The organism is Rothia sp. 110740021-2, from assembly GCF_054263775.1.
This window is the reverse complement of sequence record NZ_JBSZFE010000001.1, coordinates 500,829-521,928: the sequence shown is the minus strand read 5'-3', so window position 1 is coordinate 521,928 and position 21,100 is coordinate 500,829. Positions and strand designations below refer to the sequence as shown.

General features: G+C 56.6%; 25 protein-coding genes. 3 read left to right on the top strand and 22 right to left on the bottom strand.

Translation table 11 applies throughout. The features are described from left to right. Window positions 1-81: 81 nt before the first annotated feature. Window positions 82-1,965, bottom strand: coding sequence for a glutamine--fructose-6-phosphate transaminase (isomerizing) (gene glmS, locus ACUXHH_RS02265; protein WP_279741241.1), 1,884 nt, complete (start codon window positions 1,963-1,965; stop codon window positions 82-84). A 184-nt stretch (window positions 1,966-2,149) separates the two neighbouring features. On the opposite strand from glmS, the gene coaA reads away from it, so the two are divergent. The 3 genes from coaA to mscL all read left to right on the top strand — a co-directional run bounded on the left by coaA (window position 2,150) and on the right by mscL (window position 4,812). Then, window positions 2,150-3,106, top strand: coding sequence for a type I pantothenate kinase (gene coaA, locus ACUXHH_RS02260; protein WP_279741243.1), 957 nt, complete (start codon window positions 2,150-2,152; stop codon window positions 3,104-3,106). A gap of 160 nt (window positions 3,107-3,266) precedes the next feature. After that, the gene (locus tag ACUXHH_RS02255; protein ID WP_458390725.1) at window positions 3,267-4,139 is read left to right on the top strand and encodes a M15 family metallopeptidase; all 873 of its coding nucleotides are present in this window, start codon (window positions 3,267-3,269) and stop codon (window positions 4,137-4,139) included. A 292-nt stretch (window positions 4,140-4,431) separates the two neighbouring features. Then, entirely contained in the window at window positions 4,432-4,812 is a 381-nt protein-coding gene (gene mscL, locus ACUXHH_RS02250) for a large conductance mechanosensitive channel protein MscL (protein WP_279741247.1), read from the top strand. Window positions 4,813-4,976: 164 nt separating this feature from the next. Here mscL and glmM read toward each other — a convergent pair whose 3' ends face one another. The 21 genes from glmM to rpsH form a co-directional block, all read right to left on the bottom strand. Then, entirely contained in the window at window positions 4,977-6,335 is a 1,359-nt protein-coding gene (glmM, locus tag ACUXHH_RS02245; protein WP_279741249.1) for a phosphoglucosamine mutase, read from the bottom strand. Window positions 6,336-6,578: 243 nt separating this feature from the next. Beyond that, a complete protein-coding gene (ppk2, locus tag ACUXHH_RS02240; protein ID WP_279741251.1) occupies window positions 6,579-7,646 on the bottom strand; it encodes a polyphosphate kinase 2 in 1,068 nt (355 codons plus the stop codon). Window positions 7,647-7,817: 171 nt separating this feature from the next. After that, window positions 7,818-8,309, bottom strand: coding sequence for a 30S ribosomal protein S9 (rpsI, locus tag ACUXHH_RS02235; RefSeq protein WP_279754883.1), 492 nt, complete (start codon window positions 8,307-8,309; stop codon window positions 7,818-7,820). Window positions 8,310-8,341: 32 nt separating this feature from the next. Continuing rightward, on the bottom strand, window positions 8,342-8,785 hold the full coding sequence (gene rplM / locus ACUXHH_RS02230; protein WP_005505035.1) for a 50S ribosomal protein L13: 444 nt from the start codon (window positions 8,783-8,785) through the stop codon (window positions 8,342-8,344). 365 nt (window positions 8,786-9,150) lie between these two features. Continuing rightward, window positions 9,151-10,116: a tRNA pseudouridine(38-40) synthase TruA gene (truA, locus tag ACUXHH_RS02225; protein WP_279741256.1), complete on the bottom strand. Its 966-nt coding sequence runs from the start codon at window positions 10,114-10,116 to the stop codon at window positions 9,151-9,153. 174 nt (window positions 10,117-10,290) lie between these two features. Next, window positions 10,291-10,944 carry a 50S ribosomal protein L17 gene (gene rplQ, locus ACUXHH_RS02220; RefSeq protein ID WP_279741258.1) on the bottom strand — a complete coding sequence of 218 codons (654 nt, stop codon included), beginning with the start codon at window positions 10,942-10,944 and terminating at the stop codon, window positions 10,291-10,293. A 105-nt stretch (window positions 10,945-11,049) separates the two neighbouring features. Further along, window positions 11,050-12,042, bottom strand: coding sequence for a DNA-directed RNA polymerase subunit alpha (locus ACUXHH_RS02215; protein WP_458390724.1), 993 nt, complete (start codon window positions 12,040-12,042; stop codon window positions 11,050-11,052). A gap of 139 nt (window positions 12,043-12,181) precedes the next feature. After that, window positions 12,182-12,589, bottom strand: coding sequence for a 30S ribosomal protein S11 (rpsK, locus tag ACUXHH_RS02210; protein ID WP_005505028.1), 408 nt, complete (start codon window positions 12,587-12,589; stop codon window positions 12,182-12,184). Window positions 12,590-12,657: 68 nt separating this feature from the next. Further along, a complete protein-coding gene (gene rpsM, locus ACUXHH_RS02205; protein WP_005505026.1) occupies window positions 12,658-13,026 on the bottom strand; it encodes a 30S ribosomal protein S13 in 369 nt (122 codons plus the stop codon). Between the two features lie 180 nt (window positions 13,027-13,206). Continuing rightward, window positions 13,207-13,320: a 50S ribosomal protein L36 gene (gene rpmJ, locus ACUXHH_RS02200; protein ID WP_004005257.1), complete on the bottom strand. Its 114-nt coding sequence runs from the start codon at window positions 13,318-13,320 to the stop codon at window positions 13,207-13,209. A 124-nt stretch (window positions 13,321-13,444) separates the two neighbouring features. Then, window positions 13,445-13,666, bottom strand: a complete 222-nt coding sequence (gene infA, locus ACUXHH_RS02195; protein WP_005505018.1) for a translation initiation factor IF-1 — start codon at window positions 13,664-13,666, stop codon at window positions 13,445-13,447. A gap of 287 nt (window positions 13,667-13,953) precedes the next feature. Next, the gene (gene rlmN / locus ACUXHH_RS02190; RefSeq protein WP_458390723.1) at window positions 13,954-15,168 is read right to left on the bottom strand and encodes a 23S rRNA (adenine(2503)-C(2))-methyltransferase RlmN; all 1,215 of its coding nucleotides are present in this window, start codon (window positions 15,166-15,168) and stop codon (window positions 13,954-13,956) included. A gap of 124 nt (window positions 15,169-15,292) precedes the next feature. Next, window positions 15,293-16,129 (bottom strand): type I methionyl aminopeptidase, encoded by an 837-nt coding sequence (map, locus tag ACUXHH_RS02185; protein WP_458390722.1) that lies wholly within the window; start codon window positions 16,127-16,129, stop codon window positions 15,293-15,295. A 120-nt stretch (window positions 16,130-16,249) separates the two neighbouring features. After that, on the bottom strand, window positions 16,250-16,813 hold the full coding sequence (locus ACUXHH_RS02180; RefSeq protein ID WP_458390721.1) for an adenylate kinase: 564 nt from the start codon (window positions 16,811-16,813) through the stop codon (window positions 16,250-16,252). Continuing rightward, entirely contained in the window at window positions 16,810-18,117 is a 1,308-nt protein-coding gene (gene secY, locus ACUXHH_RS02175) for a preprotein translocase subunit SecY (RefSeq protein ID WP_279791145.1), read from the bottom strand. The genes ACUXHH_RS02180 and secY overlap by 4 nt, the downstream gene beginning before the upstream one ends. Window positions 18,118-18,398: 281 nt before the next feature. Then, complete coding sequence (gene rplO / locus ACUXHH_RS02170) at window positions 18,399-18,845, bottom strand: 50S ribosomal protein L15 (protein ID WP_279741269.1); 447 nt, start codon at window positions 18,843-18,845, stop codon at window positions 18,399-18,401. Window positions 18,846-18,847: 2 nt separating this feature from the next. Next, the gene (gene rpmD, locus ACUXHH_RS02165; RefSeq protein WP_279741271.1) at window positions 18,848-19,054 is read right to left on the bottom strand and encodes a 50S ribosomal protein L30; all 207 of its coding nucleotides are present in this window, start codon (window positions 19,052-19,054) and stop codon (window positions 18,848-18,850) included. 2 nt (window positions 19,055-19,056) lie between these two features. Further along, window positions 19,057-19,701: a 30S ribosomal protein S5 gene (gene rpsE, locus ACUXHH_RS02160; protein ID WP_204860947.1), complete on the bottom strand. Its 645-nt coding sequence runs from the start codon at window positions 19,699-19,701 to the stop codon at window positions 19,057-19,059. Between the two features lie 29 nt (window positions 19,702-19,730). After that, a complete protein-coding gene (rplR, locus tag ACUXHH_RS02155; RefSeq protein WP_279789299.1) occupies window positions 19,731-20,090 on the bottom strand; it encodes a 50S ribosomal protein L18 in 360 nt (119 codons plus the stop codon). A gap of 2 nt (window positions 20,091-20,092) precedes the next feature. Further along, entirely contained in the window at window positions 20,093-20,629 is a 537-nt protein-coding gene (gene rplF / locus ACUXHH_RS02150; RefSeq protein WP_005505004.1) for a 50S ribosomal protein L6, read from the bottom strand. A 27-nt stretch (window positions 20,630-20,656) separates the two neighbouring features. Then, complete coding sequence (gene rpsH, locus ACUXHH_RS02145) at window positions 20,657-21,055, bottom strand: 30S ribosomal protein S8 (RefSeq protein ID WP_005505003.1); 399 nt, start codon at window positions 21,053-21,055, stop codon at window positions 20,657-20,659. Window positions 21,056-21,100: the final 45 nt, after the last annotated feature.

Here is a 21,100-nt window from a genome sequence, read left to right as displayed (position 1 = left end):
ATTAAACGACAAGGGCGGTGGTTGAGTTTTTTAAGAACTCAACCACCGCCCTTTCGTTATCGCTGAGGCGATTTCCGAAGATTACTCCACGGTCACGGACTTTGCGAGGTTACGCGGCTGGTCAACGTCCAGGCCCTTAGCTTCTGCCAGTGCGCATGCGAAAATCTGCAGGGGCACCGTTGCCAGCAGGGGCTGCAACAGCGAGGGACATGCTGGGACGGTGATGAGGCGGTCCGCGTAGGGCTTGACGGCCTCGTCGCCTTCCTCGGCGATGACGATGGTGAAGGCGCCGCGAGCGCGCACTTCCTGGATGTTGGAGACGACCTTGCCGTGCAGAGAATCGCGACCGTTTGCGGAAGGAACCACTACGATGACCGGCTGGCCTTCATCGATCAGTGCGATGGGGCCGTGCTTGAGCTCGCCTGCTGCGAAGCCTTCAGCGTGGATATAGGTGATTTCCTTGAGCTTGAGTGCGCCTTCCATTGCGACGGGGAAGCCCACGTGGCGGCCGAGGAAGATCACGGAGGAGGCATCCTTCATTTCGACGCCCAGTTCCTTGACCTGGGTGTCGTTGTCGATGACCTTCTGGATCTTTGCGGGCATGTTCTGCAACTCGGCGAGGATCGAAGCAATTTCGTCCTTGTACTTGTTGCCGCGCAGCTGTGCTAGGTACAGGCCGAGCAGGTATGCTGCGGTAATCTGTGCCAGGAATGCCTTGGTGGATGCCACTGCGATTTCGGGGCCTGCGTGGGTGTACAACGCGGCGTCTGATTCGCGGGGCAGGGTCGAACCGTGGGTGTTGCAGATGGAGATAACCTTTGCGCCCTGTTCGCGTGCGTGGCGCACTGCCATCAGGGTGTCCATGGTTTCACCAGACTGCGAGAGTGCCACGATGAGGGTTTTCTCGTTCACGATGGGATCACGGTACCGGAACTCGTGTGCCAGCTCAACCTCGGTGGGGATGCGGCACCAGTGCTCGATGGCATAGCGTGCCACCTGGCCTGCGTATGCTGCGGTACCACATGCGACTACGATAATCTTGTCGATGGTGCGCAGCACCGAGTCGTCAATGTTCAGTTCGTCGAGGGTGAGGTTGCCGTTTTCGTCGAGGCGGCCCATGAGGGTTTGCTCAACTGCGGTGGGCTGCTCGTGGATTTCCTTCTCCATGAATGAATTGAAGCCGCCCTTTTCAGCTGCTGCTGCGTCCCATTCGATATGGAAGGGCTTGCCTTCTGCGGGGGTGCCTTCGAAGTCGATGATGGAGTAGTCGGTGCCGGTGATGGTCACAATCTGGTCCTGACCCATCTCGACGGCTTCCTTGGTGTAGTCAATGAACGCGGAGACGTCCGAACCGAGGAAGTTCTCGTTCTCGCCCAGGCCAATGACCAGCGGGGAGTTACGACGGGTTGCCACAACGCGGTCCGGGTGGTCTGCGTGCACTGCCAGGATGGTGAATGCACCTTCGAGGCGGTTGGATGCGACGCGCACTGCCTCGGTGAGGTCACCGGTGCCGAGCTTATTGTAGATGCTTGCGATGGTTGCTGCAGCTACCTCGGTGTCGGTCTGAGATGCGAACTCTACGCCTTCGGCGAGCAGTTCGGTACGCAGCTCTGCGAAGTTTTCGATAATGCCGTTGTGTACGACGGCGAGGCGGCCGTTGTCGACGACGTGGGGGTGAGCGTTGTTGTCGGTGGGTCCACCATGGGTTGCCCAACGGGTGTGACCGATACCAATCTGGGATTCCGGCAGGGGGTTTTCCTTGACCTCATTTTCGAGGTTCAGGAGCTTGCCTGCCTTCTTACGGAATACGATGCCGTCGGGGCATACGAGTGCCACACCGGCAGAGTCATAGCCGCGGTATTCCTGACGGCGCAGACCTTCGAGGACCACATCGTACGCGTTGTGGTCAAACTTGTTACCGTCCGGAGCAGTGTCCAGACCTACATATCCTACAATTCCACACATGCTATAAGTTTATCCCACAAGTATCCGAATATGCGCACGGTGAAAAACCGTTATGCGTCACGTTTACTATGGCTTTTCCTACCTTTTTCGGTTGTGTCCTTTTCTTCTCATAAATTTATTTCGTGAAACAAACGGTGAGGGCGGGTATTTTCCCCGCGGGCTGAAAGTTCGTACACTTAGATAAATGAGCACCGCACCGTATATTTCTGGCGATGACCGCTTCATGCATCTTGACCGTTCCCGTTGGTCGCACCTAGCCGATGAGATTTCTGTTCCCCTCAGCGCTGAGGAAATTGAGTCTCTTCGAGGTCTGGGTGAAACTGTCGACCTTGAAGAGGTGCAGCGTATTTATCTGCCGGTTTCTCGTCTTTTGAATCTGTATGTGACTGCTGCTTCTTCCCTAAACCATATGACAAATGATTTTCTGCATGTGTCTCAGCGGCGTGTCCCGTTCATTATTGGTGTGGCGGGTTCTGTTGCGGTGGGTAAGTCGACCACGGCGCGTATTTTGCAGGCTCTTTTGAGTCGTTGGCCGTCTACTCCTAATGTTCAGCTGGTGACGACGGATGGTTTCTTGTACCCGAACGCGGAGCTTCAGCGTCGCGGCATTATGCACCGTAAGGGTTTCCCGGAATCTTATGATCGCCGTGCTCTGTTGAATTTTGTGTCGCAGGTGAAGTCCGGTGCTGAGCGCGTGGTGGCGCCAAAGTATTCGCACCTGTATTACGACATCATGCCGGATGAGCATATTGAGGTCACGGCACCGGATGTGCTGATTCTTGAGGGTTTGAATGTTTTGGCGCCTTCTCATGCTGAGGGGCCGGAGACTTCTGATCTGACGCTGAGCGATTTCTTTGATTTCTCTATTTATGTGGATGCCCACACTGAGGATATTGAGCGCTGGTATGTGAGTCGTTTCTTGACTCTGCGTTCTTCGGCTTTTACGAATCCTCAGTCGTATTTCAAGCGTTATGCGGAGTTGAGCGATGAGCAGGCAGTTGAGGTTGCGACCGGCATTTGGAAGAGCGTGAATGAGCCGAATCTGTTGCAGAATATTTTGCCTACTCGTGCTCGTGCGCATTTGATTCTACAGAAGGGCGCCGAGCATACCGTGGAGCAGGTTCTTCTGCGTAAGAACTAGAGGTTCTTTAGGTTTTTATTGTTCGTGTGCGGCTTTAATTGCCCGTGTAGCGCGTTTGTGGTGCATTCTAGTAGAAGGCACCGGAGGCTCCACTCCCTCCCGGGGCGGGTTTAGGCTTCCGGCGCTTTTGTATGCATCTACGCCATGATGAGGAGTTATTGTGAAGTCCCTGCACCGTACGTCTACCGCCCAGGAGTCTTTTGATAGTTCTGCGGTGAACCGCCGTACTCTCTTGGGTGCCGCTTTGGGTGTTGGCGGTACCGCCTTATTGGCGGCTTGTGGTTCGCAGGGTCAGGGAGCGTCTTCTTCATCTTCTGCAGCGAGCGCTTCTGCCGCTGAGTCTGCGACGGCTTCGGCGGCCTCTTCTGCCGCACCCTCTCCTGTTGTTTCTGCTACCAGTGCTTCGGCTTCTGCGAGCGCATCTTCTTCCCCATTGGCGCTTGCACAGCCGAGTGTTGAGTCTCAGCCGCACTCATTGCGTTGCCTCGTGAATAAAATGCGCCCCTTTGCGCAGCAGGATTGGGAGCCGAGTGACCTGGTGGAGTTCTATGGTCATCAATTGCGCGCTGAGGCGGCTAAGGCGGCAGATACGATGATTGATGCGGCTGTTACTGATGGCGTGACTCTGCTTGTTTCTAGCGCGTATCGTTCGTATGCGGTGCAGCAGCAGACCTATCAGTATTGGGTTTCGGTGAACGGTCAGCAAGTGGCGGACCAGTTGTCGGCTCGTCCCGGCTATTCGGAGCATCAGACGGGCTTGGCGATTGATTTTGCCTCTCCTGAGGGTTGCCGCTTGGAGGAGTGTTACCGCGATACGCTGGCTGGTCAGTGGTTGGCGAAGAACGCTCCGCGTTACGGATATATTTTGCGCTTCCCTAATGGTCGGCAGTCGGTAACCGGTTATCATTTTGAGCCGTGGCATTATCGCTATGTGGGTGTGCAGATTGCTCAGGAGTATGTGTCTTCGGGCGCGAAGACTTTTGAGGAGTTTATCGGTACGGGTGCGACACCCGATTATGCAAGTGCGAACTAGGCTCTGAGCTAATCTTTCGGCTTTACCCGGTGCGCTGGGTGGTGATGCGTGTCATATTTCTAGCTTCCGTGTCGGAATTAAATAGGCACAGTAGATGTATATTTTTTCGCGTATAAGTCCTGCAAATCCGCGGTTTTTCGCAGGTTTTAGAGATTTTCACTCAGCTTCATGCGACCTAAACCTTAAGTACTGGGCACATTAGAAGTCCTGTGAAGAAAAACACATATTTTACAGCGAAAATTTTCTCAGAATATGGCATTTTGAACATCTAAAAGGCGCTATTCTATATCTCATGCTTAAGGGTTTTAAAGATTTTCTGATCCGCGGTAACGTCATCGACCTCGCAGTTGGTCTGATTATGGGTACGGCCTTCACCGCTGTGGTGACCTCGCTTGTCCAGGCAGTCCTGATGCCGGCTATCTCCATGCTGATTGGCTCCCCCAACTTCGACGACTTCCTGGTCTTCGGCCAGGTCAAGATTGGTGTGTTCCTGACCGCTGTTGTCAACTTCGTTCTGATTGCAGCTGCTGTATACTTCGCAGTTGTTATCCCGGTTCAGAAGCTGACTGAAATCGCACTGGCTAAGCAGAAAGCTGAAGACGAGGCTGTTGAAAAGGAAGAGACCGAGCTCGACCTTCTGAAGGAGATCCGCGACGCTCTGGCAAAGAAGTAATTTGCTCTGCTCTCTACCACTAAGTTTCAAACCCCCGTATCCCCTGTGGATGCGGGGGTTTTCCGTACCCTCTTCCCCCTGCACCCACTCAAGATAATGCAGAAGGGCTGGGAAAGTGTTACCTTCCCAACCCTTTCTCAATCCTCCGCTAGGGAAGAATACGTTTAGAGTGCCAGTTCCTTAGCCACCACGTCTGCCAGTTGCTGAGCAACCTCATCAGCCTGCTCCTGGGTTGCAGCTTCAACCATGACGCGAACGAGAGGCTCAGTGCCGGATGCACGCAGCAGCACGCGGCCGCTGTCACCCAGTATGCCTTCAGCCTTGCTCACAGCGGTAGCAAGTGCCTCGTTGGTCTTGACCGCCAGACGGTCAACGCCCTTAACATTGATCAGACGCTGCGGGGTGGGCTGCATGCGGGTTGCCAGCTCGGAGAGGGTCTGGCCGCTTCGGGCAACCTCTGCAGCCAGCTGGATGCCGGTCAGAACGCCGTCACCGGTGGTTGCGTAGTCGCTCATAATGACGTGGCCGGACTGCTCGCCGCCGAGGTTGTAGCCGTGCTCGCGCATAGACTCGAGGACGTAGCGATCGCCCACAGCGGTACGGCCGAGGGTAATGCCGTGCTCGCGCAGGTACAGTTCCAGACCAAGGCTGCTCATCACAGTTGCGACGAGGGTGTCCTTTACGAGCTTACCTTCGCGCTTAGCTGCAACAGCCAGAATAGCCATAATCTGGTCGCCGTCTACCAGGTTGCCCTTTTCGTCAACTGCCTGGCAACGGTCAGAGTCACCGTCGTGGGCAATACCGAGGTCCGCACTGTGCTCAACGACAGCTGCCTGCAACTTCTCGGGGTGAGTGGAACCCACGCCATCGTTGATGTTGGTGCCATTAGGCTCTACAGCCAGTGCGATAACCTCTGCACCCAGTGCTTCGAAGGTTTTCGGGGATGCCGTGTAGGCTGCACCGTTTGCGCAGTCCAGAACAATCTTCATACCTGCGAGGGGCGTGCCTTCGGGCAGGGTGGAGACCAGGTGCTCCACGTAAGCCTCGGTACCGTTCTCCAGGGGCTTGACGGTACCCACAGCACCACCGGTCGGGTAGCGGAAGGACTTATCGCGGTAAACACGCTCAATAGCGTCTTCAACCGAGTCTTCCAGCTTCTGGCCGCCGCGGGCCAGGAACTTAATACCGTTGTCCGCTGCGGGGTTGTGCGATGCAGAAATCATCACGCCGAAGTCAGCACCGGTGTGTGCCACCAGGTAAGCTGCTGCGGGGGTGGGGACAATACCGGCATCCAGCACGTCAACACCTGCGCTAGCGAAGCCAGCCTTCATCGCAGAGACAATAAAGTCTGCAGAGGATCGGGAGTCATTTGCGATCACGGCACGGGGGCGTACACCCTCTTCTACCGTGTCAAAGCCCAGAACAATAGAAGCCGCCTGCGCGAGCTCCATAGCCAGGGCGGGAGTAATTACATCGTTTGCCAGACCGCGTACGCCGTCGGTTCCAAAAAGTCGTTCAGTCACCCTTTTATTTTACGATGCGCATAACTCTGCTTAGGTGCATACACCGTAAATTCTTCATAATCAGAAAGTGATTTTCAGCGGCTACATATCTGCTTCATAGCTAATGTTTCTGCAGACGCACAAAGGTGCCTGCTCTCCGTTCCCGCGGTTGGGAAAAGAGAGACAGGCACCTTCATAATGCAAGCTGTTTAGCTGTTCTATCGCCGTAGGGTTGAGTTGTTGCTCTCCCCTATCTATCAACGCTTACTTGACGACGGGGAATCCGTCGGGGGAGTCACCGGACTCGTCCTCGAAGACGTGTGATGCGGAGCGGACAATCAGCGAATCGAGTTCACCCACGACACCCTCATCCTTGGAGGGGTAGTCGAACTGGGAGAGCACATAACGCATTGCTTCCAGACGTGCTCGCTTCTTGTCGTTGGACTTGATAACGGTCCAGGGGGCGTCACCGGTGTGGGTGTAGAAGAACATTGCTTCCTTCGCCGCGGTGTAGTCGTCCCACTTGTCCAAGGATGCTAGGTCGGTGGGGGAAAGCTTCCACTGACGAACCGGGTCGGTACGGCGGGAGGTGAAGCGTGCGAGCTGCTCTTCGCGGGTGACGGAGAACCAGAACTTGATGATGTGGATACCGGAGTTCACCAGCATGCGCTCCAGGTCCGGAACTTCGCGCATGAACTCGAAGTACTGTGCCTGGGTGCAGTAACCCATAACGCGCTCAACGCCGGCACGGTTGTACCAGGAGCGGTCCATCAGAACGATTTCGCCGCCGGAGGGCAGGTGCTTGATGTAACGCTGGAAGTACCACTGGGTCTGTTCGATATCGGTCGGCTTCTCCAGTGCGACAACGCGAGCACCACGGGGGTTCAGGTGCTCGGTGAAGCGTTTAATGGAGCCACCCTTACCTGCTGCGTCACGGCCTTCGAAAATGATGAGGATCTTCTGACCGGTGGACTTAGCCCAGAGCTGCAGCTTCAGCAGCTCGATCTGCAGGGCGCGCTTTTCCTTCTCGTATGCCTTGCGACTGAGCTTGGTGTCGTAGGGGTAGCCCTTCTTCCATGCCTGAGAGGTTTTGTCGTCCTTCTTGTCCTTGCCGAGGGCGCGGGTGAGGGAAGCCATTTCGTCCAGCTCTGCCGAGTAGTCTTCAACGACGGAGGTGCGGCGTGCCTGGGGCTTCAGAGCTTCCTTGATGGCTTGTTTCTTCTCAGAATCGGTGTATGCGTGTGCGCCTTCAGCGGTGTGCTGCTCGGCTTCAGTCTGAGGAGCCTCCACTGCCTGCTCTTCGGGCTTGGTGGAGGGATTCTGCTCTGCCATGAGTACTCTTTTCTTCCTGTCTGCTTTGACTCTTTAACTCTACCGGTGTGCTCTTCTATGAACAAACGTAACAGTTACAAACACCCTTAACGTTTAAGGCCGGTAGATACGCAGAACGCCCCGTCTCTCCCAATGGGATAGACGGGGCGTAGTGCTTCGTAAAACCAGCGATTAACGCTTGGAGAACTGCGAAGCCTTACGTGCCTTCTTAAGACCAGCCTTCTTACGCTCGATGACGCGTGCGTCACGGGTCAGGTAGCCAGCCTTCTTCAGTGCGGGGCGGTTATTCTCGCGGTCAATCTCGTTCAGTGCACGAGCGATACCCAGGCGCAGAGCGCCTGCCTGACCGGAAGGGCCACCACCGTTGATGCGTGCGATTACGTCGTATGCGCCCTCGAGCTCCAGGAGCTTGAAGGGCTGGTTGACGTCCTGCTGGTGAAGCTTGTTGGGGAAGTACTCTTCCAGGCTACGACCGTTGATGGTCCAGTTGCCGGAACCGGGCACAACGCGAACGCGTGCCACTGCTTCCTTGCGGCGACCAACTGCTGCGCCTGCAACGGTCAGTGCCGGACGTGCTGCCTTAGCCGCTGCGGGGGCAGCGGACTCCGAGGTGTAGCTGGTCAGCTCTTCCTCGACTACGATCTGCTCTTCGTTCTGAGCCACGATTTCTCCTATTGTTTCTTCGTAGGCCCGAATTACTGGGCGACCTGGTTGAATTCGTAGGTCTTGGGCTGCTGTGCCGCGTGCGGGTGCTCGGGGCCAGCGTAGACCTTCAGCTTCTTGAGCTGCTGTGCAGCAAGCTTGTTCTTGGGAAGCATGCCCTTAACAGCCTTCTCAACCGCGCGAACGGGGTTGGTCTCAAGCAGCTCTGCGTAGTTCACGGACTTCAGACCGCCGGGGTAACCCGAGTGGCGGTATGCACGCTTCTGCTCGAGCTTTGCACCGGTCAGGGCAACCTTCTCAGCGTTCACGATGATAACGAAGTCACCGGTGTCAACGTGGGGAGCAAAAGTCGGCTTGTGCTTACCGCGCAGCAGGATAGCGGTCTGGCTTGCGAGGCGGCCGAGAACAACGTCGGTGGCGTCAATGACGTGCCACTGGCGCTCGACTTCGCCGGGCTTGGGAGTATAAGTGCGCAAAATATTGGCCTTTGTCTCGAAATGTACATACGGCGCTTAGTTGGGTATCGCGCCTTTTACTTACGTGCATGACGAACACCCGGGTGAGGACCGAGCTGCCGCCCGTTCTGCCCGTACTCTACACCGCCTTAACGTCCTGCAACTAGACAGCGATTTAGAGTGCGCCCGGGTAGAACACGCACAACATATCAAGACTATACAGGACGTCGAGTGCTTAATCCACCGCCAAAGCCTTAAAAATAGGGCTTTTTTGTCTTAAACACATTTTTAAATTCCATTCGTGTAATTCACCCTCGACGGTTGTGCTCCTACGTTGAGCCCCTTATCACTTCCAGCACATGACGGTGCTCAATATACACAGGGCGTTAAACGCTCTGTGCCTCGTGGTCTTCACGCATTGCTCGAGCACGCTCAGCTTGTTCTCCGTACAACTCCGGCGCAGGGTAGTAAATCTCAGCCAGAGCAAGCGCGTGCGGAGGTGCCAAAGTCAGCGAAGCCTCGCGTCCAGGGTTCTCAATCCGCTCACGCAACCAGGCGGCGTCACGTTTACCTGTACCGTAGAGCACCAGAGCACCCACGAGCGAACGCACCATGTGATGGCAGAAGGCATCAGCCACCACGCGCACCTCAATAAGACCACTCTCTGTGCGAGTGAAGCTAAGCTCTCGCAGCTCACGAATCGTGGTCGCACCTTCACGCGGTTTGCAGAAAGAGAGAAAATCACGCAGACCGAGTAGCTGCTGTGCCGATTCATTAAGATTAGCGCAATCCAGATACTCAGGCACTGCCCAGGTGTAGGTGCGCTGCAGAGGGTTAAGACCGTCCGCCGCACCATCTACAATGCGATAAACGTAGCGGCGGCCGGTAGCAGAGAAGCGTGCATCAAAATCGAAGGGAACCTCAGCGACCCGGTGAATCTGAATAGCACCCCGCATAATACCGCGGACGTTCTTCGGCAAGTTCAACTGCTCTTCCGCATCGTAGAGGCAACGTTGCAAAGCACCGGTGAGGCGGCGACCTAGGGCAGCCGTCGGGTCATCCTCCCCCGTTCGACCTTGCAGGCGAGTCCAATCCTCATCGCTCAGATCGCAATGCAGGGTCTGAGCTTCCGCATGCACACCGGCATCAGTTCGGCCCGCGACCACCACGCGGTGAGATGCACGCAAAATCAGCTCAAGAGCGTTCTCAATAACTCCCTGCACCGTGACAAGGTTCGGTTGGGCAGCCCATCCGCTGAAAAGGGAACCGTCGTAGGCGCAATCAATTCGTACGCGGTGCGTAGCAATGAAAAGCTGCTCTTCGTAATTCTCTAAAGCAGTAGCATTCTGCATTGGTGTGCCTTTCAGCAGTAATAGTGTACGAAAATATTGGCAAAGTTCTTGAAGATTGGGTACCCTCAGGAATAGATTCATCTTAAAGTATGCAGATATGCCAATCCGCCGCCCACAATAGTGGACGGCGGATTGGCATATTTTAGGCTTAGCCTAAATCATCTGGAATCCGTATTACTCGGAAACCTTCTGTGCTGCTGCGCCACCTGCGGGGGCATAACCTGCAGCCTCTGCCGACTCAGCGGAGTCGAACCAGATTTCAGCCTTGGTGCTGGTGTACCAGCGGGAACCGGGCACGTGGTACTTCATGGAATCGGCGTTACCCTTAACCTCGAAGCCCTCGGGAGCCTCGCCGGACTCCAGGGGTGCGTGAGAACCTGCGGGCAGACCCTCAGCAGCTTCAGCCTTGGTACCCTCAGCTGCCTTCTCAGCAACCTTGGTTGCCTCAGCAACTGCACCCTGGGTTGCAACGGGCTCCATTACGAGCTCGATGACTGCCATGGGAGCGTTGTCACCCTTGCGGTTACCGATCTTGATGATGCGGGTGTAACCACCGGGGCGTTCTGCCATTGCCGGAGCAATAACGGTGAAGAGCTCGTGCACGACGGACTTGTCGGTGATGGAACGCAGCACGCGACGGCGAGCAGCCAGGTCGCCCTTCTTACCGAAGGTGATGAAGCGCTCTGCCACCGGACGCAGGCGCTTTGCCTTGGTCAGGGTGGTGGTGATGCGCTTGTGCTGGAACAGCTGCGCCGACAGGTTGTTAAGCATGTGGCGCTCGTGGGTCGGGGAACCGCCGAGGCGGGGACCCTTAGTGGGAGTAGGCATAGTTAAATCTCCATAGTTGCGTTCCCTAACGCCCCAGCAGCGGAGCCTCTTAGGGAATCAAGTTTGACTGATCCCGGTGGAACCGGGTGAACTATTCGGTCGAAATTATTCGCCGGAACCGTCTTCGTCATCAAGCGGGCGTGCAGCAGGCTCGAAACCGGGAGGGGAGTCCTTCAGGGACAGGCCGAGTTCGATGAGCTTTGCCTTGACCTCGTCAATGGACTTAGCACCGAAGTTACGGATATCCATCAGGTCAGCTTCACTGCGGGTCACGAGCTCACCCACAGTGTGGATACCCTCGCGCTTGAGGCAGTTGTAGGAACGAACGGACATATTCAGTTCCTCAATCGCCAGTGCCAGATCAGCTGCAATGGACTCGTCGGCGGGCGACGGGCCAACTTCGATACCCTCAGCGGCAATGTTCAGCTCACGTGCCAGGCCGAAGAGCTCGACCAGGGTGCTGCCTGCAGAAGCAACAGCGTCACGCGGTGCGATGGCTTCCTTGGTTTCGACATCCAGAGTCAGGCTGTCGAAGTCGGTGCGCTGCTCAACACGGGTCGCGTTCACACTGAAGGTAACCTTCAGAACCGGGGAGTAGATGGAGTCAACCGGGATACGGCCAATCTCGCCATCGCCGGCCTTGTTCTGAGCTGCAGTCACATAGCCGCGACCGCGCTCAATAACCAGCTCAGCGTTGAAGTTTGCCGAGGCGTTCAGGGTTGCCAGGTGCAGTTCCGGGTTGTGGATCTCCACGCCAGCGGGAACCTCGATGTTGCCTGCGGTCAGTTCACCTTCGCCCTGCTTGCGCAGGTAGGCCACTACGGGCTCGTCGTTCTCAGAAGAGATGGAGAGCTTCTTGATGTTCAAGATAATCTCAGTGACGTCCTCGGTCACGCCGGGAACGGTGCTGAACTCGTGCAGTACACCATCAATGCGGACGCTGGTAACAGCGGCGCCGGGGATGGAGGACAGCAGAGTACGGCGAAGGGAGTTACCCATGGTGTAGCCGAAACCGGGCTCCAGAGGCTCGATGGTGAAGCGCGAGCGGTTGGGCGCTACGACCTCTTCAGTCAGAGTGGGGCGCTGTGCAATAAGCACTTTGTTTCCTTTCGGTGAGCTCCGCTATATGAGCCCACAGGTTGGGGAAAACATATCTTAGGAAGCAGACGGGTGTCTGTACTCTCCGGGTACGGCTCCGTGCGGAGTGTGCCCGTCGAGGGATTAGGTCGAGACCTAATTAGACGCGGCGGCGCTTCGGGGGACGGCAACCGTTGTGTGCAACGGGGGTAACGTCCTGGATGGAACCGACCTCGAGGCCTGCAGCCTGCAGGGAGCGGATTGCGGTTTCGCGACCGGAACCGGGACCCTTGACGAACACGTCAACCTTGCGGACGCCGTGCTCCTTGGCGCGGTTTGCAGCAGCCTCAGCAGCCAGCTGTGCGGCGTAGGGGGTGGACTTACGGGAGCCCTTGAAGCCCATGTCGCCAGCGGAGGACCAGGAGATCACTGCACCGGTGGGATCGGTGATGGAGACGATGGTATTGTTGAAGGTCGACTTGATGTGAGCCTGACCAGCAACGATGTTCTTGCTAACCTTGCGGCGGTTGGTCTTACGAGCTGCCGCAGCGCGAGTCTTGGGAGGCATTTTTGATTCTCCTACAAAGGTTTTCTAATACGTTGGTCGGATAGGGATATCCAACAGAGCAACGTTGCTTACTTCTTCTTACCTGCGACGGTACGCTTCGGGCCCTTGCGGGTACGTGCGTTAGTCTTGGTGCGCTGACCGTGAACCGGCAGGCCGCGGCGGTGGCGCAGGCCCTGGTAGGAACCGATTTCAACCTTACGGCGGATGTCAGCTGCAACCTCGCGGCGAAGATCACCTTCAACCTTGTAGTTGCCTTCGATGAAGTCACGAAGTGCCACGAGCTCCTGGTCGGTCAGGTCCTTGACGCGGGTGTCAGGGTTGACGCCGGTAGCAGCGAGGGTTTCATGTGCACGGGTCTTGCCCACGCCGTAGATGTAAGTGAGAGCAACTTCCACGCGCTTTTCGCGGGGAATATCAACTCCAGCGAGACGTGCCATACTGGCTTCTCCTTGTTGTTTTCCAGAGGTCTATAGCATCACTGCCCGAGTTATTCTGGCTCGGTCCCCGGCCTCTGAGTCCGGAGGTATCCGAAGGCGCCCTTTTAGGTGTTGCTTCGGAGCGGTGCCTATGACAATTCCGCCCTCTGTTGGGGCGGTTACAAAGTCAGCTACTAGGGATTAGCCCTGGCGCTGCTTGTGGCGCGGGTTTTCGCAGATCACCATGACCACACCGTGACGGCGGATCACTTTGCACTTATCGCAGATCGGCTTAACGCTCGGCTTGACCTTCATCGCATTCCTTTTGATTGCAACTTGATTACTGGCGAGATAAGAGGTTCCCTCACTTACGTTGGGGAACTGCGTTATCCCTTTGAACACGATTTAAACGCCGCCAAAGGCGACGTTTATCTCGGGTTTACTTGTAACGGTAGACGATACGACCTCGGGAAAGGTCGTAGGGGCTCAGTTCCACTACTACTCGGTCCTCAGGCAGGATGCGAATGTAGTGCTGACGCATCTTGCCCGAGATGTGTGCGAGAACCTTGTGGCCGTTATCCAGCTCAACACGGAACATCGCGTTGGGCAGAGCTTCAACCACAGAGCCTTCAATCTCGATGACGCCGTCTTTCTTAGCCATATCCTCCGCTAACGTCGGTGCCCGTCGCAGGTGCGGCGGGCAAATGTATCTTCTGTCTGTGAGCTCACCGCGGTGAGGTGCTAGGGCGTTTTAAGGTGCACTTAACACTGGCACAAACAACCAACTCTTAACTCTACGGCAAAGAGCGCGGAAAAACAACCGTGATTTTTATGACATCAGGCACTTAAGGTTTAAAAGGTTTAAGCCCCTCCCCCCACGCTCCAGAAAGCCTTAAGGACTGCCAACCGGCGGAAAGGGGCACACCTTATCGAGCAAAGCTCAGTTGCCTAGTCTTCCTTAGCGGCAAGCTGACCGCATGCGCCATCAATATCGGAACCACGAGTATCACGAATAGTCGTCGGAATACCGTGGGCACGCAGACGCTCCACAAAGTTCTGCTCAACGCCCTTACGGGATGCCGTCCATTTCGAACCCGGGGTCGGGTTCAGCGGAATCGGATTCACGTGCACCCAGCCTCGGCCTCGCTGAGCCAGCTTCTTACCGAGCAGATCCGCACGCCAGCCCTGATCGTTAATATCGCGAATCAGCGCATACTCAATGGAGACGCGGCGACCGGTCGTACGGTAGTAGTCGTACGCAGCGTCCAGAGTCTCGTCGACCTTCCAACGCTGGTTAATCGGAATCAGCTCATCACGCAGCTCATCATCCGGAGCATGCAGAGACAGCGCCAAAGTAATGGGCAGCTTCTCCAGCTCGAACTTACGAATACCCGGCACCAGGCCCACGGTCGACATGGTCAGACCACGAGCAGAAATACCGAGGCCCTCCGGCGAAGGGTCAATCAGGCGATGCACAGCACCCATGGTTGCCTTGTAGTTAGCGAGCGCCTCGCCCATACCCATGAAGACAATATTGGAAACACGCAGCGGACGAGTATCCTCAGAACCACCTTCTGCTTCTTCCAGGCCCTTCATCTGCTTCAGATAGCGAGCACCGGCAACGACCTGCTCCACAATTTCTGCAGTGGAGAGGTTACGGGTCAAACCCTGCTGACCGGTCGCACAGAAGGGGCAGTTCATACCGCAACCAGCCTGCGAAGAGATGCACATGGTCACGCGGTTGTCATAGCGCATGATAACGGACTCAATGAGCGCACCATCGAAGAGGCGGTGCACAACCTTCAGAGTGTCGCCACCGTCAGCCTCGAGGGTACGGACCGGGGTCAGAAGCTGAGGCATCGCCTGTGCAACTATCTGCTCGCGGTCCTTAGCCGGCAGGTCAGTCATCTCGGCAGGGTCAGTGACTAAACGCTCAAAATAGTGCTTGGACAGCTGGGATGCACGGAACGACTGATGGCCAAGTTCCTTCAGAAATTCGCGGCGGCCAACCATGTCGAAGTCAGCGATATGCTTGGGCGGCTTCGTACGGCGCGGTGCTTTCAGGGCGATCTGGCCGGGTGCGGGGCGAATATTCGAGATTTCAACCGGCACCTTGGTCGCAGCGGGTGCGGTTGTCTCGCCGCTGTTGAGAGTTTCGCTCATGGAGCTTCTTCCTTGTGATGTGGATGCTTTCGGATACGTTATCACGCACCGGACCGGATTCGCCGGTTTCTTCAGGTGGAGGTGAGGCAGCTAAAGGTGGGTTCCCCTACCCTAGCGGTGAGACTTAGGCGGGAATCGGAACCGGGGTTACGCCAAAGCGAGCAAGTTCGCTTGCGCCACCGTCTTCTGCAGTCAGGACCCAGATACCTTCACTGTGCACAGCAACGGAGTGCTCCCACTGGCATGCATCGGAGCCATCAACGGTCACAACAGTCCAGTCGTCGGAGAGCACGTTAGTCTCGATGGAGCCGGTGACAAGCATCGGTTCGATAGCGAAAGCCATGCCGGGCTTAATCTTCGGACCCATGTCACGCACAGCGTAGTTCAGTACGTCCGGTGCCATGTGCATCTGGGAGCCGATACCGTGACCGACGTAGTCTTCAATGATGCCGTACTTATCGCCGTATTCTTCGGTCACATACGCTTCGATGGCAAGGCCGATTTCGCCAACCTTTTTTGCGGTTGCCAGAGCGGCAATACCATGCCACATTGCCTCGCGGGTGACGGCGGAAAGCTCGGCGCGTGCTTCGCTCACGTTACCAACCAGTACAGTACGCGCCGAATCGCCGTGCCACTGACGGTTGGTAGCGGGATCAATGACGTACGCGCCACCGTCGATGGAGAGAATATCACCGTCCTTGAGCACGTAGTCGCCGGGGATACCGTGAACAACCTCATGGTTGACGGAGGTACATACAGTTGCAGGGTAGTCGTAGTAGCCGTAGAAGTTGGAGGTTCCACCCAGTTCCAGCATGGTGCGCTCAAAGGCGGCGTTGACCTCTGCGGTGGTTATACCGGGGCGGGCTGCAGCCACTGCCGCATCGAGCGCGCGGCTGGTGATAACGCCTGCACGAGCCATCTGCTGAAGCTGTGCGTTGGTTTTAATTTCGACTCGTGCCATTCTGGCTCCTTAGGTATGTGGGGCGGTACGCCCAAGCTTAGAACTCTACAGACAGCACTGTACCCCCGCAAGTCTTTGTGATGCATCATGCACCTCAAATTGCGGGGGTACAGCAGAAGATTACTTCAGAGCGTCGAGGATGCGCTTGGTGACTTCAGCAATCTCGCCGAGGCCATTAACTTCCTTGACGATGCCGCGTTCGCGGTAGATTGCGATCAGCGGTGCGGTTTCTTCTTCGTAGACCTTCAGGCGGTGACGGATGACCTCTTCGTTGTCATCGGTACGACCCTGCTCTGCTGCGCGGTTGAGCAGACGCTCGACGAGTTCGTCGTTGTCTGCAACCAGCAGGAGAACGCGGTCGATATTCTCGCCCTTGGCCTCGAGGATGGAGTCCAGCTCGTGCACCTGGGAGGTGTTGCGGGGGTAGCCATCGAGCAGGAAGCCGTTGACGACGTCACTTTCCTCCAGGCGTGCGCGCACCATGTTGTTGGTGACAGAGTCGGGAACCAGGTTGCCGGAGTCGATGTACGACTTTGCTTCCTTGCCCAGTTCGGTCTCTTCCTTGATGTTCTTGCGGAAGATATCACCGGTAGAAATCGCGGGAATCTTCAGCGCTTCAGCAATCTTGACGGCCTGGGTGCCCTTACCTGCACCGGGAGGGCCGACGATGAGCAGACGGTTCATCGGAGCAGTCCTTCGTAGTTTCGTTGTTGGAGCTGAGCATTGATCTGCTTGAGAGTATCAAGACCAACACCCACCACGATCAGCAGCGAGGCGCCGCCGAACGGGAAATTCTGGTTTGCGTTGAATAGGATAAGCGCTACCAGGGGAATCATGGAAATTACACCCAGGTAAAGTGCACCAGGCAACGTAATTCGATTGAGTACGTAGCTGAGGTAACGCTCGGTGGGCTTACCGGCGCGAATACCGGGGATGAAGCCACCGTACTTCTTCATATTGTCCGCTACTTCTACCGGGTCGAAGGTGACCGCCACGTAGAAGTACGCGAAGCCAATAATCATGAAGAAGTAGAGAGCAATGTACAGCGGGTGGTCGCCGCGCACCAGGTATGCGTTGATCCAGTTAACCCAGTCCGGTGGAGTGGAGCCGTCGGTCGGGGTGTTGAACTGGGCAAGCAGACCGGGCAGGGTCAGCAGGGAGGAGGCGAAAATCAGCGGGATCACGCCGGCCATGTTGACCTTGAGTGGAATATAGGTGTTGGTGCCGCCAATGGTGCGTCGACCAATCATGCGCTTTGCGTACTGCACAGGGATACGGCGAACGGACTGCTCCACATAGACCACAGCGAGCATAACCAGCAGGCCGATGCCGCAGACAGCTGCGAAAATACCCCAACCGTGGGTGCGCTGGATGGAGCCCAGAGCGCTCGGGAAGGAGGAAGCAATGGAGGTGAAGATCAGCAGGGACATGCCGTTGCCGACGCCACGCTCGGTAATCTGCTCACCCATCCACATGATGACGGTGGTACCTGCACACAGGGTGACGATAATCAGCAGGATGTGCAGTACATCGTCCTGGGGGATGATGCCGGGGCAGTTACCCAGCAAAACGCCGGAGCGCGCCATCGAGACGATGGTGGTTGCGTTCAGCAGAGCAAGAGCAATGGTCAGGTAGCGGGTGTACTGGGTGAGCTTTGCCTGACCCTGAGCGCCTTCATCATGCAGCTCCTGGAATCGCGGGATGACCACGCGCAGCAGCTGGATAATAATGGACGCGGTAATGTACGGCATCACACCGAGGGCGAAGATCGAAAGCTGCAGCAGTGCGCCACCGCTGAAAAGGTTGACGATATCGTAGACGCCACCGCTCGTAACATTGGCGTTCAGACACTGCTGTACATTTCCGTAGGAAACGCCTGGCGCGGGGATGAAAGTGCCCACGCGGTACAGCACAATCATTGCCAGGGTAAACAGCAGCTTACGCCGCAAATCAGCGGTCTTAAAGACTCGCCCGAATGCGCTCAGCACATGTCCTCCTGTAAGTCTATGGGGCACCCTTTCCTCTGAAGGAGTTTTAGGGTGCAGTAAACACGTCTTCCAGTCTATCGTGTTTGGAGCAGGTAACAATAACTCCCTAGCAGATTATGTAGCTTTTATATTCTCTTAACGCGATTTTTGAACAATACATGTGGTACACATCAAGCATTCAAATATACGAATACAGGAATACATCCCTGTTGTGAGTCTTTTCGAGCGGCAAAAAGCCCCCGCCGTACAGTGTACAGACGGGGGCTCTCTCGTCTTGAAGACTACTTAACGGTTACAGAACCGCCAGCGGCCTCGATCTTCTCGATAGCGGAAGCCGATGCCTTGTCGACAACAACATTCACCTTGACGGAGATTTCGCCGTTGCCCAGAACCTTCACGAGCTCATTCTTACGAACAGCGCCCTTAGCAACCAGTGCCTCCACGGTGACGTCGCCACCGTTGGGGAACAGTTCCTGGATTCGGTCCAGGTTAACAACCTGGTACTCGGTGCGGAAGGGGTTCTTGAAGCCGCGCAGCTTCGGCAGGCGCATGTGCAGCGGCAGCTGGCCGCCTTCGAAGCCTACACGAACCTGGTAACGTGCCTTGGTACCCTTGGTACCGCGACCTGCGGTCTTACCCTTGGAGCCTTCACCGCGGCCAACGCGGGTCTTTGCCTTGTGGGCACCCGGTGCCGGGCGCAGATCGTGAATCTTGATAGCTTCTGCCATCTTTACTTGACCTCCTCAACCTTCACCAGGTGAGCAACGGTGTTAACCATGCCAACGGTGATGGGGTCAGCAGTGCGGACTACCTTGTTGCCGGGGCGCTTGAGGCCCAGGGAACGCAGGGTGTCGCGCATATTCTGCTTCTGACCAACATAGGACTTGACCTGGGTGATTTCCAGCTTTGCGTCGCTGGGCTGAATACGCTTGGCCATTACTACGCACCTGCCTTTTCAGACTTGGTGTTGCGCAGGTAGCTGGGGATAACCTCATCGGTGGGCAGGCCACGGCGGGCTGCCACTGCCAGGGGCTCCTCGAGCTGCTTGAGTGCTGCAACAGTTGCGTGAACGATGTTGATCTGGTTCGAGGAACCGAGCGACTTGGACAGCACATCGTGGATGCCTGCGCACTCGAGTACTGCACGCACGGGGCCACCTGCGATAACACCGGTACCAGCGGTTGCCGGACGGAGCATCACAACGCCTGCAGCTGCTTCACCCTGCACACGGTGCGGGATGGTGCGGCCTTCGATGCGGGGAACGCGGAAGAAGTTCTTCTTTGCTTCCTCGACACCCTTGGAGATTGCTGCGGGAACTTCCTTAGCCTTACCGTAGCCAACGCCGACCAGGCCGTTACCGTCACCAACGACGACCAGCGCGGTGAAGCTGAAGCGACGACCACCCTTGACGACCTTGGAAACGCGGTTGATGGTCACAACGCGCTCGATGTACTTGTCCTTCTCCTCCTCGCGAGCGCGGTTGTTGCGGCGCTCACCACGGCCACGACGCTCGCCGCGGTTGTTGCGGCGCTCCTCGCGCTGGTTGGAGGTCTCAGCGGTTTCAGCTACTACTGCTTCGCTCACCTGAGTTTCCTTTACGTTCTGCTCGCTCATTAGAGTGCAAGACCTCCCTCGCGTGCACCGTCTGCAACGGCTGCAACACGGCCGTGGTACTTGTTACCACCGCGGTCGAACACGACTGCCTCAACACCAGCTGCCTTGGCACGCTCTGCTACGAGCTCACCAACGCGCTTTGCCTTAGCGGTCTTGTCCAGGTCAGCTGCACGCAGCTCTGCTTCCATGGTGGAAGCGGATGCCAGGGTTACGCCCTTAACATCGTCGATAACCTGAACGAACATGTGACGGGTCGAACGGGTGACACACAGGCGCGGACGCGCAGCGGTACCCGAAACGTACTTGCGGACGCGAGCGTGACGACGTGCACGCTGCGCTGCCTTCGACTTGATAGCCATGTTTACTTACCAGCCTTTCCGACCTTGCGGCGGATGTGCTCACCTGCGTAGCGAACACCCTTACCCTTATAGGGATCGGGCTTACGCAGACCACGAATGTTTGCTGCAACCTGACCAACAAGCTGCTTGTCGATACCCGACACAGTCAGCTTGTTAGCACCCTCCACTGCGAAGGTAATACCCTCAGGAGCGGTGATGTTGATCGGGTGGGAGTAGCCCAGAGCGAACTCCAGGTCGTTACCCTTCGGGGTCACACGGTAACCGGTACCAACAATTTCCAGCTTCTTTTCATAACCGGAGGTAACGCCGATAATCAGGTTCTGAATCAGGGTACGAGTCAGACCGTGCAGCGAGCGAGACAGGCGCTCGTCGTTCGGACGAGATACAACGATCTCGTTTTCGTTCAGAGCCACGGTGATGGGGGAAGCTACCTTGTGGGAGAGCTCGCCCTTCGGGCCCTTAACAGTGACCAGGTTGCCATCGACCTTAACCTCAACGCCGGCGGGAACCGAGATGGGGAGACGTCCAATACGTGACATTATTCTCTTCCTTTCTCTTCTAACCGACTACCAGATGTAAGCGATGACTTCGCCGCCCACGCCCTTCTTCGCAGCCTGCTTGTCAGTGAGCAGACCCGAAGAGGTGGACAGGATTGCGATGCCGAGGCCACCCAGAACCTGGGGCAGGTTGGTGGACTTTGCGTAGGTACGCAGGCCCGGCTTGGAAATACGACGCACGCCAGCGATAGAACGCTCGCGGGACGGACCGTACTTGAGGACGAGGGTCAGGGTCTTGCCGACCTTTGCATCCTCAACCTTCACGTCGGCGATGTAGCCCTCAGCCTTCAGAATCTCAGCAATGCGAGCCTTCAGTTTGGAGTAGGGCATGGATACGGTGTCGTGGTATGCGGAGTTTGCGTTACGCAAACGGGTCAGCATATCTGCGACCGGATCAGTCATAGTCATTGTGGGCTTTAGCCCTTCCTCGTTGTGGTTTCCCTACCCCGCGGT